Below are 14,851 nucleotides of genomic sequence, written 5' to 3' on the forward strand. Positions count from 1 at the left end.
CTTGATAGTCGTACTACCAAGTATGACCCGTCCCACTTGACTTATATACACACCAGAATGGTCAAACAGAATCCTGAATAACGGTAATTGTCTTTTCCCCGCCTACATACAGGCGATTCGTTCGCGGATTTAGCAGTAACGATCCTGATCCTTTGCCAACCTTTAACTGAGTTAGCGGTTTCAAGCTGCTGCCATTGTAGACCTTTAACGGTGCTGTACCCGACTCAGGCGATTCCGAGATGAATAAATGGTTCGTGTTCGGATTTATCAGGACATCAGCAAAAGTAGGGACGGTTAACGAACCAACAAGTTTATTCGTAAGGCTATTAATGACATACAGTCTGCCCTTCACTGATATTTGTGCGCTTGAGACATAGACCCGATTCGTCATGGGATTAATCGTGATGTCTCTTTGCCGTCTCCCGAGCTGAATCTTGCGGACTTTCCTCGTTCGAAGATCAACAACCGAACAGTAACGACTGAGGTTATTCGCGACATAAAGGCGACTTGTTTTTCGATCTAATACGGGTTGTATGACGGGATTTCTACCGACTTTTACGGTAGCAAGGATCGTATTCGTACTCCCTTTGATAATGGATAATGTATCCGTGGTCGTATTCGTGACGTAGATGCGATTGGTCAATTCATTAACGACTAGTTGAGCAGGGCGTCCGGTAAATGCGATGCGAGTTTTCACTTTATTCGTAGCTCCGTTCAGGACGACGAGATCCGCGTTCCGCGAACTTAAGGAGATGGTGGTCACATAAATCAGATTCGTACGTGTGTTAACGGAAATATGATCGCAGCGTTCACCCACTTTGATCGTAGAGATAACTCGGTTTGTAGCCCCGTTAACGACGGACACGGTACCATCAAAGAAGTTCGCCACATAAATTCGGTTCGTCCGCGTATTGACGGCCATATGGTAAGGCATTTTGCCAATCGGAATGATCTTGATGATTGTATTAGTTGTCGTGTCCAGAACTCCAAGGCTGTTGTCATCTTGAATAAAATATACCCGATTTGTAATCGGATTAATGGCAAAATAAACAGCTGGACTGCTGACAGGAATAGATGCAATCTGGCGCGGCAAAGAGCGTGTGATTCGCAGTTTTGAAACGTTCACAGCTTTACGGATAAGCATGCTGGATCCCCTTCCCCAAGACATGTGTTTCCTAAATCATATTCATGTGCATGGTTGTGGGGAACCTTTTTGCTGTGCGTTAGCCACTTAAGGTGAATACTGCTTACGAAATCGCAGAGGCGACATACCAATTGCAGCCTTAAAACAATTCGAAAAGTAAGGCCCATTCAGAAAACCAACATGCTCGGCGATACGCGCGATGGACCATTCAGTCTTAATGAGCAGCAGCTTCGCTTGCTCAATTCGGTATTCATGCAGATAGGCCATCGGTGTGCAATGATAGCTTTCTTTCATACACCTCACGATATAATTAGGGTGAAAATGAAACTCCTCTGCGAGTGTGCTATTCGTCACATCGGATTGATAATGCTGGCGCAAGTAGGCTTCGATCTTGTCGGCCAGTATCGAGGCTGGGGACGCATCACTGCGGCTCTGACCAGCATCGAGCAAGTGCAGCAACTCCATGAACAGCTGCTGCTCACTCCAATAAATCTCGGATCGATGATGAGCCGAATCCGCCAACAGCTTGCGGAGATGCCGTTCAGCTAGCGCGAACTCGGGTGGTGAGCTGTATTGCGGGATCCGGATGCGATACGGGTTCGCCCATGCATGTCTGGCTTGTGGGTGGATCGTACTTTCCTCATGATTCAACGAATGCCGCCATACGCCTTGAAAGTCGAAATGAATCCAATAGAATACCGTTTCTGTATTGCAGGCTTTTACAGGAAAATGGTAGCGGTCTGGCAGCAATAAGAGAGCTTGTCCTTCCGCAACCTCCCACTCCTTATCGTCCTCCCCGATAAATAACGTCCCTTTGACAACCCACAGAAGATCGAAAATACCAAGGTTTCTACGACCTGGATGCGTTTCTCCTATACTGTAAGTGGATAAACCGATCGTGATGTAATAGGGCAGAGGCGGAAGCTCCATCCAAATATGGCCATGTTCACTCATTGTCAGACTCCTCTGCAAGTAGTGTTAAATTTTATATAAAATAAGTTTGATTTATATCTATTTCTTGTTTATTTATAAGGATAAACTTGAAAAGAGTGATAATCAAATATTATATAAATTATTTTGTCTAAAGGAGAAATTACATATGGTGAATTCGACGGGGACGCAGAATACCATGAACAGGGTTCGCATTCATGACTCATTTTGGAATCGGTTTACAGAGCTCGTTCGAGGGACGGTTATTCCCTATCAATGGGATGCGCTGAATGACGCGATTCCAGATGCGGAGCCCAGCTATGCTATCCGCAATTTTCGTATCGCAGCCGGGTTGCAGGAGGGGGAGTTTGGCGGTCTTGTGTTTCAGGATAGCGACCTAGCGAAGTGGCTCGAAGCCGTGGGTTATTCGCTTGGGAATACCCCTGACCCTATATTGGAACAAACTGCGGATGAGGTCATTGATTTGATCGTCTTGGCGCAGCATGAGAACGGTTATTTGAATACGTATTTTACGATAAAAGAGCCCGGTCAAGCATGGACGAATTTATATGAAGCGCATGAATTGTACTGTGCTGGACATATGATGGAGGCGGCTGTTGCTTACTATGAAGCGACCGGCAAGCGGAAATTACTTGATGTGATGTGCAAATTCGCGGACTATATCGAAACCATTTTCGGACGTGAGCCTGGTCAATTGCGAGGATATGATGGACATCAAGAAATCGAGTTGGCACTCGTCAAACTGTCTCAAGCAACAGGGGAAGAACGGTATTTGAAGCTGGCGCAATTTTTTATTGATGAGCGTGGAACGGAGCCGAACTTTCTGATCGAAGAATGTAAACAAAGAGACGGATTCAGTTATTGGACGCAAAAGAAACAGCCGATTCCGACGGTTGCACAAATAGCCTACAATCAGGCGCATAAGCCGGTTCGCGAGCAAGATGTCGCTATCGGGCACTCCGTACGTGCTGTCTACATGTATACAGCGATGGCTGATCTTGCCAGAGCGACGGGGGATCAAGCTTTGCTTGCTGCCTGCCGCCGGCTTTGGGATAACACGACCAAGAAGCAGATGTACATCACTGGCGGTATCGGTTCAACGCATCATGGTGAAGCATTCACGTTTGATTACGATATGCCAAACGATACGGTATACGCGGAGACCTGTGCTTCCATCGGTCTGATCTTTTTCGCCAAACGCATGCTGCAGTTGGAAGCAAAGAGTGACTATGCTGATGTGATGGAGCGGGCGCTGTATAACAACGTCATCGGCAGTATGTCACAGGACGGCAAGCATTATTTTTACGTAAATCCGCTGGAAGTGTGGCCGAAGGCATCCGAATTAAATCCAGGTCGCCGTCATGCCAAAGCGGTGCGGCAAAAATGGTTTGGCTGCTCCTGCTGCCCTCCAAATGTAGCGCGTTTGCTTAGCTCGTTGAATAGTTACATCTATACCGCTTCTCCAGAGGTAAACACGGTCTATACGCATCTATTCATTGGCAGCGAGGCGCGTTTTGAGCTTGCTGTGGGTGAAGTCGCTTTTACCCAACAATCCAAGCTGCCTTGGGAAGGGTATGTCCGTCTAGAGCTGACAGCCGCTCCAAAAGATCCGTTTACACTTGCGCTGCGCATCCCATCTTGGTGTCACGGTGGAGCAGTTCTGAAAATCAATGGCGTTGGTACAACATTTGAAGCAGTGAATGGCTATGCGTCGGTTGAGAGAGCATGGGCGCAGGGTGACATCGTGGAGTGGGAGCTGGCGTTGGAGGCACAACTGACCGCCGCTCATCCTCAGATGCGGGCGAACGCAGGCAAGGTGGCCATTGAACGTGGGCCGCTCGTGTATTGTTTGGAAGAAGTAGACAATGGCACACCATTGGCGTCCGTGTCCATTGCAGCCGGGCTAAACGCTAGTTACGAGTCGGGGCTGCTAGGCGGTACCGTCGTTGTAGAAGCGGAAGGCTTGGCTGATGAATCGGCATCTTGGTCGGAAGATACGCCGTATCGACCGCTTACTCAGCAGAAGGCAGCCGAGCGAGTGAAGCTCAAAGCTGTACCGTATTACCTATGGGGCAACCGCGGTGAAGGCGAGATGACGGTTTGGATTCGAAGCGCGGGCGCTTAACAATCCGCTGCATGTGTCAGTGGGCTGTGCATCCGTCGATGCGCTAATCGTTCGTCTGCATGAATTTACGGGCTCACGCCATAACATTGCGATCACCAGCGATAAATCATAGAAAGGCAGTTCTGAAGTAGAGGGTTCTACTTTAGGACTGCCTATTATTTATTCCAGCCCGTGCTCAGGCTTTTCTGCGAGCCAATCTTCTAATGTAGCCACACGGGAAGGGAATTTGTGACTTCTGGCTAAGAAGCCAACGCCATGCTGCAGCATTGGATCTTGATCTGTCGGCTGATAGCGAAGATCAACACTCCAGCGAACCGTATTGGACATGTTCGGCGTAGACATATGGAGGCAGCGATCGTTGAACAAAATGGCGCTTCCTGCGGGGACAGGCAGGGCAACGGTTTCCGTTTTGCCAAGTTGACTATCTTTGAGCGCGGTATAGCCTGTTCCTGTGTGGGTTTCACGATGCCATTTGAGCACTCGTTTGCGATGGGTCTGTGGCTTAATATGGAGGCATCCATTCACTTCATTCGCATCAACTAGCGGGATCCATACGGTAATGACTGGATTCGCGTTCGCATCCGGCCAATATGATTTATCTTGATGCCAAGGAACGGCGCCAGCTGCTACTTTCGGTACCTTTGGGCGTACGTTGTATACCGGATTCGCGAATAGCTCTCCGCCAATTAACGATTCAACCGCGTCCAAAATTTTGGGGTTGCTCATCAGTGTAAAATAGCCTGGGATGCGGTCGCGCCAGCTTCGGCCGTATTTCAAAAATTTTTCGGCGGATAAATCCTGAAACAGTTCAGCCAATCGATTGGGGAATGGCCGATGCTCAAGCTTATCCGTGATAAGTCCATCTGCGAACAGTTCATCCGCAATCATGGATACCTTCTGCGTCATCGCTTCACGTGCAGAAGCTAGATCCTCCTCCGACAATAAATGAGGGATGATAAGATAGCCTTGCTCCTCGTAAAACTGCGATTGTTCGGTAGTTAAACTTCCGCTTCCATTTTTCTCGATCAACCTATTCACCCTCCGATATGTGTTGTAATATAGAAAATAATAACATTTCGTAGAAACCTTGTATTTACTTCCCCGTTCGACCATTGATCAATTCTTCCGGTCATTCATTTCAATATTTTACAACCGATTGCGAGGGGCGCTATGTCTTTCATTACTTCCGTAAATCCCTATGTCAGAGTGGGCCATTATTATCAATTTCCCGTTGAACGCAACAAAGCGGAGGTCGGCAGAATCGGGTATTGCTATGCTTTTCATCTCGTTGCCAGCGGTAAAGGGTCTGTTTCCATCCGTGGGAAAACCTATCCTATCAAGAAAGGCGATCTGATATTTTTCCCGCCTGAAGTAGGGCACTCCTTTTACGCTCATCCCGATCATCCATTAGCCACCTACAATCTGTATTGTGATATTTGGAATTTTAAAATAAGAAGTGCACAGCATCTCGTATGGGACGAGTCTGATTTTAATCGTGACTTGCTGACGCATATTGTCCCGTGTCCCGAGCTGGACAGGCTGCCCGTCGTGACGCCGATCCAGCATGATGCTTCACTGAACCAATTATTCATCCATGTTGTGTCTCAATTGAGGCAAAGCGACCCCTACGCAGAATTAATCGTAAACAATCTCCTTAAAGCATTCATTTTAGCAATTGTGCAAATCGCTTCAACGTCTTCCTTCGTAGATTACCGAATCGCTCCGATCATTGAGCGAATGGACAGGGAAGCGAACGCAAGTCGCGGTTATGAGGAATGGATGAGTCAGTGCGCGCTTCGCAAAACGCAATTTCATGAATTATTCAAACAAGCAACGGGACTCTCGCCCAAAGCGTACTGGACGAAAGCGATTATGAGGCAGGTGGAAACGGCTCTGTGGGAAAGCAACCGGACGATAACGGCTATTGCGGAGGATTTCGGGTATTCGTCTGTGCATCATTTTTCCAAACAATTCACGCAATTTCATGGTGTTTCGCCAACCGAGTTTCGGAAGAGGAAGAGCTAGTTGTCATAGAAGGAATCCCGGCAAAGTAAGGTGTAATAGAACAGGAAGGGGCGACGATGCTATGGAAATGAAGGAGAATACGCACTGGAGAATCGGTGAAAACGCAGGAATTATCTGGGACATTCAGCTCGGCGACCTTGCCCATCAGGATCATGTGGAGATGAGCGGGAAAGAGGTTTCCCTCATCGTGACGTATGGGATCGATACAACTGGGGGTGTAATTTTAAAACGAAAAGTCGTGTGGCCAGGGCTGCGCACGATTCCGAATGATACACATGCGAGTTTAATAGAGACTTTTGGTCAGGAGCTATTGCCGTGTATGCGTGTTGGGGGTCAACCTGTTCAAGAAAAAATGTACAGAATCACGTTCGACGGGATCCTGCAATTGGCAGCTGTATCTGATCAGGGGATTTTGGTAACTAGAACGGTTTTTCCGGCGAGAGATAAGCCGTATGCGCTTGAACGTGTACACATACAAAACGTGACGGAGGACGCCGTCCAGCTTGAGATAGAGCCCGTAGCAAGCTTACATTATCGCAGAGGAACCAAGGGGATTTATGCGGTGGAAGCGGGACATGATGCGCCAGCCTCTGTTGTGCTGCAGGCAGGTGAGACGTTTGAATACATGAGTTGGATTGGCGCTTCGACCTTACATGCACCTTGCGAAAAAGTGGACGTGGTTTATGAGGAAGGGCTGCGGTGGCAGTTTTTGCAGGAGCTGAGTGTGTCATTGCAGCTTGAAACACCTGAGCCAGTATTGAACCGGATGTTTGAGCTTGCCAAAATTCGCGCGGCGGAGAGTATTTTTCGCACCAAGAGCGGTTTGATGCACTGCCCTGGAGGCGGATCCTACTACGCGGCAGTTTGGACGAACGATCAGGCGGAGTATGCGGGGCCGTTATTTCCTTTTCTAGGCGAGCAAGATGCGATGGAGGCATCCTTGAATGCCTATCGTTTATACATGCCGTTCATGGGGCCGGACTTCCATCCGATCCCATCTTCCATCATTGCGGAAGGGTTGGATATTTGGGAAGGAGCAGGAGATCGCGGCGATGCAGCGATGTATGCCTATGGGGCGGCACGGTTCGCGCTGGCGAGCGGCAGTCAACCTATTGCAGAGGAGTTGTGGCCTGCCATCGCATGGTGTTTGGCCTATTGCAGGCGTAAGCTGACCAAAGATGGCGTTATCGCTTCCGACTCCGATGAGCTGGAGAATCGCTTTCCTAGCGGAGACGCGAATCTATTCACTTCATCGCTGGCGTATGACGCGCTGCTCTCCTCGGCACGGCTTGCACGAGAATTAGCAAAAACGGATATCGCTGCACGTTTAGAGGAAGAAGCTGTGGTGTTGCGGCAAGCGATTGAATCCCATTTTGGCTCAACGGTTGAGGGGTATGAGACTTATCAGTATTATGAGGGGAACGATATCCTGCGTGCATGGATCTGTGTGCCGCTGACGATGAATATTTGGGATCGGAAGGAACAGACCATCGCGGCCTTGTTATCTTCCCGTTTGTGGGTAAATGGCGGGCTTGTGACGCAAGCAGGTGAAACCACGTACTGGGATCGATCCACCTTGTATGCCCTGCGAGGTATTCTCTATTCTGGCGAAACTGAGCAGGGGATCACGCGACTCCTCGAGTATTCCCGAAACAGGCTGCTTGGCGACCATGTGCCTTATGCAGTTGAAGCTTTTCCGGAAGGAAATCAACGGCATCTCTCAGCGGAGAGTGCGCTATATGCGAGAGTCATTGTGGAAGGGTTATTTGGTATTATTCCTACGGGGCTAGACTCTTTTACCTGTTGTCCGAGGTTACCTGCGGGCTGGGAGAAGATGGCGCTTCGCTCAATTCGTGCCTTCAACTCGTGCTTCGATCTCGTCGTTTCACGTTGTGACGATGGGGTTGTGATCGAATGTAGGACGTCTGATCGGACCCAGACATATACGTGGGATGAGGAAGGCGCTATCGCTATTAAGTTAGCGTCTTACAAATAAAATCTTGTAAAATTGAAGCAAATATTTTAATTTCGTGTGGAAATAGGTTATGATAGGAGATGAAATCATAACAGAAAGTGGGATCCATAGTGGGACGTAAGTGGAATAACATAAAAGAGAAAAAAGCTTCAAATGATGCAAGCACGAGTCGAATTTATGCAAAGTTCGGTCTAGAAATTTATGTAGCAGCACGCAAAGGTGAACCAGATCCTGAAGCGAACCGTGCATTGAAAGTCGTGCTTGAACGGGCTAAAACGTATAATGTGCCAAAAGCGATCATTGATCGTGCGATTAATAAAGCCAAAGGCAGCTCAGACGAAGTGTATGAAGAACTTCGTTATGAAGGCTTTGGACCTAACGGTTCCATGGTGATCGTAGACACACTGACGAATAACGTGAATCGTACCGCGTCAAGCGTGCGTGCAGCTTTTAGTAAAAATGGCGGCAATATGGGCGTAACCGGTTCCGTTGCTTACATGTTCGATGCTACAGCAGCTATTGGTATTGAAAACAAGAGCATCGATGAAATTATGGAAATTCTTTTGGAAGCGGACGTAGACGTACGTGACCTTATCGAAGAAGATGAACTGGTTATGGTCTACGCAGAGCCAGATCAATTCCAAGCCGTTCAAGATGCGTTCAAGAATGCAGGGATCACCGAGTTTACTGTTGCGGAACTGACGATGATTGCACAGAACAACATCTCCCTATCAAGTGAGGCTCAAGTTCAATTTGATAAGATGATGGATGCGTTGGAAGATTTAGAGGATGTTCAACAGGTTTATCATAACGTGGAATAGGGATTTAAGTGGAAAAAGCGGTACGAGATTTAGTCTCGTACCGCTTTTTCGTATGGCATGAGAGTGGGAATTGTTGGTAGCGGGCAACTCGCAGTTAACGAGTTTCAAGAGTAGAAGAAAACACATAAAGTTTCTGATAGGATCGATAGGAAAAATGACCCAACTTGTATTGAATGAAACGCTTGCGCCTCTAGCATTTAGGGGCGCACTTTTTATATTTTATGGTAATTGCTCGAAAATTATATGATAGATTTGCTTTGAAATCGCAAAAAAACAGCCCAAATTCCCCCCATTTACGTCTTTTTGATGTGCATGTAGACTAATTGTACTAGAGTCAATTAAATGCAAATAGAGAATAAACGTAAGTGAGGAGAGAGATTATGCGCATAAGTAAATTCAACCAAATGGCAGTGAAAGCTTTAGCTGGTTTATTAGTTGTATCTTCATTTCTTCCCTACCAGGCATTTGCTAATAGTCCTTCTCAGCAAACAGAGAGAATATTAAAAAATCTATCAACTGAACAAAGGAAAGCGCTAACTGACATACACGTAGGACGTCCTGTCATTTCGCCAGAAATAAATCTGAAGAGCGCTACGTTGACGAACGTTATCATTGAATTTAAGCAAGCTCCTGCTAAGGTTGAAGTGATTAAACAAGCAGCAGAGGGGATTCATATTTCAACTGCAGCGGCGCAGGAGAATGCGGAAGAGAGTCATGACATATTCAAAAAGTTTGTACAAAACATGCCAAGTAAATCGTCACCTACTCCTGGGATTAATCCGCTAGTTTTTGGTGAAAGCAATATACAAATTACTAGAGAATATCGCATGGCGTTAAATGGTGTGGCAATGACGCTTCCGGGAACAGATATTGAAAAGTTATTGCAATCAGGCGTCGTAAATCGAATTTGGAAAGACAATGTCGTAAAGCTTGATCCAGCGGAAGTACCTTTAACTGCTGCCCAAATTGAAGCGCAGATCCAGCAGCAACAAACCGATGAGAATCGGATTCCTCTAGAGGGCATTGACGAACTCCACAGCACAGGAATCAAAGGGACTGGTATTAAAGTTGGCGTACTTGATACGGGGATCGACTATAATCATCCTGACTTAAAGGATGTGTATAAAGGGTATAAGTCTCAACCGAATGTTGATCCGAAGTCAATCGATATCGCATCCGTTAAAGGCTGGGACTTTATTGATAACGATGCTGATCCTATGGAAACGACATATAAGGATTGGGAAGATGCGGGTATGCCTGAAGGAGCTACTTACTTCACTTCACATGGAACCCACGTATCAGGAACCATCGCAGGCCAAGGTGCGAACAACGTTGCTTCCCCCGCGTTAGGTGTGGCGCCTGAAGTCGATCTCTATGCTTATCGCGTACTTGGCCCGTATGGCAGCGGAGCTGAGAGCGGGATTATTGCAGCCATTGATAAATCGATTGCTGATGGGATGCAAGTCATTAATTTATCCTTAGGAGCTACATACAATGACCCTTTAGCACCTGAATCTACGGCTATTAACAACGCAACGCTTTCGGGCGTAGTTTGTTTGGTAGCTGCTGGGAACTCAGGACCAAATGAGAGAACGGTAACGGTACCAGGAGTGGCTGCGCTCGGGATTACGGTTGGAGCAAGCAATTTCTCAATGTCTATTCCAACGGTTTCTGCGAGTGTGTATACAACTGTGTATACACAACTTCCAGAAATGAAATTGTTAGCCAAAAATATGACAGATAATCTGGAAGATTTAAATGGACTGACATTCCCTATTGAATTCGCAGGATTAGGTATGAGTAGTGATTTTACTGGTAAGGACTTCACGGGGAAGGTTGCACTCATTCAACGAGGCGAAAATGGCTTGGATGAGAAAGTCGTGAATGCTAGAGCAGCCGGAGCAAAAGCGGTTCTACTATTCAATAATGTGGATGGAGAAATTCCACACTATACAGGACAAGGTCCTAAATTCGTCCCGGCATTCCGATTGACCAAAGCAGAGGGCGAGTACTTACTTGCGGTGAACAGTAAACCAACCATTACGTTTGGTGCTGTTAGCAGTATAGCAACTGAAGGCAATAAATTAGCTGACTTCAGTGGAAGAGGACCAGTCAATACGAATTACGATATTAAACCGGACGTAGTCGGGCCAGGTGTAGCCGTTTACTCCAGCTATCCAGAGTATATTAATAGTCCAGAAGATGGGATCGATTATTCGTCAGCCTATGCTCGTATTTCTGGAACATCCATGGCAACGCCACATATGGCTGGTATTGCCGCATTGATTTTGCAACAAAATCCGAGTTATACCCCTTTTGATGTGAAGGCTGCACTAATGAATACCGCGGATGCCCTCAATGGCACTTATTCCGTTTATGAAGTAGGTGCAGGATTAGTTGATGTGGTAGAAGCCGTTTATGCGACGACATCCATTAAAGTAATCGACAAAACCTTAAACGTAAACAATGAAGGTGAATTAGTTGAAATCGAAGATCCAACCGGCTCTATATTTTTTGGGAATCATGCAAAAGTAGCAAATGAAGATGTCATAGAGAATCGTCAGCTAGTCATTCAAAATAGAGGCGATGAGGATAAACAGTATACGTTCTCAGTTGAGTATCTGCCTGCTAAGCCTGGTGTACCGAATGCAATTGCAAATGGTGTTACGGTAACTACTCCAAACACTGTGAGTGTTGTAGCCAAACAAACCGCCGATCTGACAGCTAGCATTCTAGTGCCTGACAATGCCGCATTAGGCAGGTATGAAGGTTACATTACCATTGTTAATGCGGACCCAACACAATCGGATGAGAAATATCGTATTCCTTTCGCAGTTCGCGTTGTTGAGCCGGGCATTGAGTATATGCAATTAAGCAACCAGGCAATAATGACGGAAATTCCTGAAATTATGCATCCTTTTCTTGAAGAGCCGCTTAAATTATTGTTTTTCAAATTAAATAGTGCTATTCAAGCCATCGATTTGCTGATTACGGATAAAGATGGACATGTAATGGGAAGTGCTAATGGTCGCACGGTTAACGCGACAGATGCTCCGTTAGACCAAGAAATATATCTCTATCCCGTTGGTGGATGGGTGTATCCTTTCATTGGAGATCCTTCTAACAAGAAGATTAGCCCTGAAGTCGTCATCTTACCAGAGGGCGCCTACAAAATCAGGATGATTGCAACGGAAGCGAATGGTCACACCTTTACGAAAGAACAAAATTTTGTTGTGGACAATACATTACCTGAACTCCAATTCTTAGACTATGCGCCGGGAGTTTACGAGATAAGCGATGATATGTATACACTCGAAGAGATTAATGGTAAAAATCATCGCGCGCTCTGGGTACATGCCAACGTACATGACGAAGCTCTCGACTTGCTAAAGTCGTCAAACGTCACACAATCTGCTAATCGATTGTACTATTATGAAAATCAAAATGTTTTTCCAGATGGAGAATTTCCAATTCAAGCTAACGGGAATGTGAAATTTGGTGTAACCCCGGAGGATATAAAAGAGCATCCTTTAACGATGAATGTATTTCCAGTTGATAAAGCTACAAACGGTCGTTTGATTAGAGATTTCCATCACTATGGATTTATAAAAGCGGGCTCCGCCTATGTCGTTCCGGAGTATAACAAGAACAAAGTTTATCTGGGTGATGAGATTACGATGACCCTAAACTTAAACAATGTTGAAAAGCTTATATCAGGACATTATGGTGTGGATTATTACAAGCATTTTGAATTTGTGGACGTGAAGGTAAATCCAACCTTCAAGGCCATTGCGGACCGTGAAGGACTGACGGTGAATGTGAATCACGAGATAAGTGAACACGAGTGGAACTCAAACCAAAAGACAGTGGATGTAGGAGCGACAATTTCGGGAGATAATTTCCACGGGTTTGATGGTGACGGTGCCTTCCTAGATGTCACGTTTAAATTAGTGGATGATAAGTGGTTTGGGGTTATCAGAGACAAAATGAATGTTGAAAAAAATATCGAAGAGTTTTCCTACAAGAAATACGGCGATTCCGAAGAAACTGCTGAAATGGTAGTGCCGGTATTTAACCAAATCAATGGATATGATATTATTCCGAAGCATTCAAACATTGAGACCATTTTAAAGGCAGAGGCATTTTTGGACGAATTTGGTGGCTTAGATTGGACCAGTGATTATTCGAATTTAGCTTCAAAAGTATACGCAAAGGATGCAAATGGAAAAATCTTTGAGGGTACCATCGAACCTAATGGCGCTATTTTCTTTTTTGATGTCCCGCTCAGCGAACAGGCTTATGAAATTATTATAGAAGTTGCTGGGCATCTCAAAAGTAAATTCTCTGTACATTTAAGTAAAATGGACAGTGGCGAGTTGATGGGGATCAATGCAAGACTGAATGACATACAACCACGAAACTATGCTGGTGATGTGAATGGCGACGGTATCATTAACCAATTAGATATGAGTCAAGTGACGGAACATTATGGACAGAGCGGAACGGAGACTACCTTCCTAATTGAGGATCTCAATCAAGATGGCACGGTAGATGCGAAAGATATGGATTTCGTTGTACGTAATCAAGGGAAATATAGTTTTGATTACGGCGTTGAATCTCAACCAAGTAACCCTGGATCAGGAATTAGCGTACCATCTGCGCCAGCAACAGATCCTTCTACTAAAATTGTGGATCCTAAGGACCTTTTTGGTACAAAAGGAATAGCTACGGTTACAGTACCTGCCGACACGAATGAAGTTAAATTGCCTTCGAACGCGGCGGAACTGTTGGCTCAGAATAAGCTAGTAGTGAAGTCGGACAACATTACGTTCGAGATTCCTTCCGAATTATTGAAACAACTTACGGGTTCCTTGACTGCTGCAGAGCTGAGGGATAGCTCCATTTCCTTCAAGTTTGAAGCCTTAACCGATGAGAAATCCAAACAAATCGTTGAGCAGCAAAATACAGATGTGAAACTGGCTGGGCAAGTCTACGATTTCACATTATCGGTTACGAGTAAAGATGGTAAAACGATTACGACACTATCGAAATTCGATGCGCCAATTACGATGACATTTAAAGTAGATGCGACTGCGAACACACAAAACGTAGCGGTATACTACATTGCTGATGATGGCACGCTTGCATACATCGGCGGAGAGTTCAAAAATGGTGAGATTGTTGCAACGATCCATCACTTCAGTAAGTATGCTGTTTTGGAAGTAGCCAAATCATTTAGTGACTTGCCTAGCACACATTGGGCATCTGCTGTAATTAAAGATTTAGTCGCTAAACAAATTATTAACGGCACGAGTGATACAACATTCAATCCAGAAGGCAACGTAACTCGCGCTGAGTTTACGAAGCTTCTTGTACAAGCGTTGAAGCTAACAGCAAGTGGCGAAATTTCATTCACGGATGTTGATTCCAAAGATTGGTACGCGAAGTATATTGCTATCGCTGTAAAAGCGGGCATTGTAAGTGGAAAGAGCGAAACAATCTTCGCTCCGAATGCGCCAATTACACGTGAAGAAATGGTTGCGATGATGATGCGTGCTTACGCGATTATGAACACGGCTCCACAATCGGGCAGTGAAGTTGCCCAATTCTCTGATGCAACTGAAGTTTCCTCTTGGGCATTAGAATATGTAATTGCTGCTTCCAAGCTTCAATTCATTCAAGGCCGTGCAGAAGGCAAATTCGTTCCAAAAGGGACGTCAACTCGCGCTGAGGCCGCACAAGTGATTTACAACATGCTGAAGAAGTAAATGTTACTTGATGCCAAATGCGCCGCAGATGACAAAATAAAA

The 14,851-nt window shown here is 45.8% G+C and carries 8 protein-coding genes; 5 read left to right on the top strand and 3 right to left on the bottom strand.

Translation table 11 applies throughout. The features are described 5' to 3' along the window. Nucleotides 1-61: 61 nt before the first annotated feature. Nucleotides 62-1,144 (bottom strand): YncE family protein, encoded by a 1,083-nt coding sequence (locus AC58UX_RS03930; RefSeq protein WP_497249783.1) that lies wholly within the window; start codon nt 1,142-1,144, stop codon nt 62-64. A gap of 87 nt (nt 1,145-1,231) precedes the next feature. Beyond that, entirely contained in the window at nt 1,232-2,098 is an 867-nt protein-coding gene (locus AC58UX_RS03935) for a helix-turn-helix transcriptional regulator (RefSeq protein ID WP_497249784.1), read from the bottom strand. Nucleotides 2,099-2,243: 145 nt separating this feature from the next. Here AC58UX_RS03935 and AC58UX_RS03940 point away from each other — a divergent pair, with 145 nt between their 5' ends. Then, nucleotides 2,244-4,220: a glycoside hydrolase family 127 protein gene (locus AC58UX_RS03940; protein ID WP_497249785.1), complete on the top strand. Its 1,977-nt coding sequence runs from the start codon at nt 2,244-2,246 to the stop codon at nt 4,218-4,220. Between the two features lie 159 nt (nt 4,221-4,379). Here AC58UX_RS03940 and AC58UX_RS03945 read toward each other — a convergent pair whose 3' ends face one another. Next, nucleotides 4,380-5,249, bottom strand: coding sequence for a phytanoyl-CoA dioxygenase family protein (locus AC58UX_RS03945; protein ID WP_497249786.1), 870 nt, complete (start codon nt 5,247-5,249; stop codon nt 4,380-4,382). A gap of 141 nt (nt 5,250-5,390) precedes the next feature. Between AC58UX_RS03945 and AC58UX_RS03950 the strand changes: the two genes are divergently transcribed. From AC58UX_RS03950 to AC58UX_RS03965, 4 genes are all read left to right on the top strand, one after another. Further along, nucleotides 5,391-6,245: an AraC family transcriptional regulator gene (locus AC58UX_RS03950; protein ID WP_497249787.1), complete on the top strand. Its 855-nt coding sequence runs from the start codon at nt 5,391-5,393 to the stop codon at nt 6,243-6,245. 61 nt (nt 6,246-6,306) lie between these two features. Further along, on the top strand, nt 6,307-8,241 hold the full coding sequence (locus tag AC58UX_RS03955; RefSeq protein ID WP_497249788.1) for a hypothetical protein: 1,935 nt from the start codon (nt 6,307-6,309) through the stop codon (nt 8,239-8,241). Between the two features lie 89 nt (nt 8,242-8,330). Continuing rightward, a complete protein-coding gene (locus tag AC58UX_RS03960) occupies nt 8,331-9,041 on the top strand; it encodes a YebC/PmpR family DNA-binding transcriptional regulator (RefSeq protein WP_497250054.1) in 711 nt (236 codons plus the stop codon). Nucleotides 9,042-9,421: 380 nt separating this feature from the next. Next, nucleotides 9,422-14,809, top strand: coding sequence for a S8 family serine peptidase (locus AC58UX_RS03965; RefSeq protein WP_497249789.1), 5,388 nt, complete (start codon nt 9,422-9,424; stop codon nt 14,807-14,809). The last annotated feature ends 42 nt before the right edge of the window (nt 14,810-14,851 follow it).

The sequence above is a fragment of the Paenibacillus sp. J22P90 genome (genome assembly GCF_059692195.1).

What these genes read in the sequence shown, in the direction of transcription:
- AC58UX_RS03930 (WP_497249783.1), bottom strand. Translation starts at nt 1,144, where the DNA reads ATGCTTATCCGTAAAGCTGTGAACGTTTCAAAACTGCGAATCACACGC.
- AC58UX_RS03935 (WP_497249784.1), bottom strand. Translation starts at nt 2,098, where the DNA reads ATGAGTGAACATGGCCATATTTGGATGGAGCTTCCGCCTCTGCCCTAT.
- AC58UX_RS03940 (WP_497249785.1), top strand. Translation starts at nt 2,244, where the DNA reads ATGGTGAATTCGACGGGGACGCAGAATACCATGAACAGGGTTCGCATT.
- AC58UX_RS03950 (WP_497249787.1), top strand. Translation starts at nt 5,391, where the DNA reads ATGTCTTTCATTACTTCCGTAAATCCCTATGTCAGAGTGGGCCATTAT.
- AC58UX_RS03955 (WP_497249788.1), top strand. Translation starts at nt 6,307, where the DNA reads ATGGAAATGAAGGAGAATACGCACTGGAGAATCGGTGAAAACGCAGGA.
- AC58UX_RS03965 (WP_497249789.1), top strand. Translation starts at nt 9,422, where the DNA reads ATGCGCATAAGTAAATTCAACCAAATGGCAGTGAAAGCTTTAGCTGGT.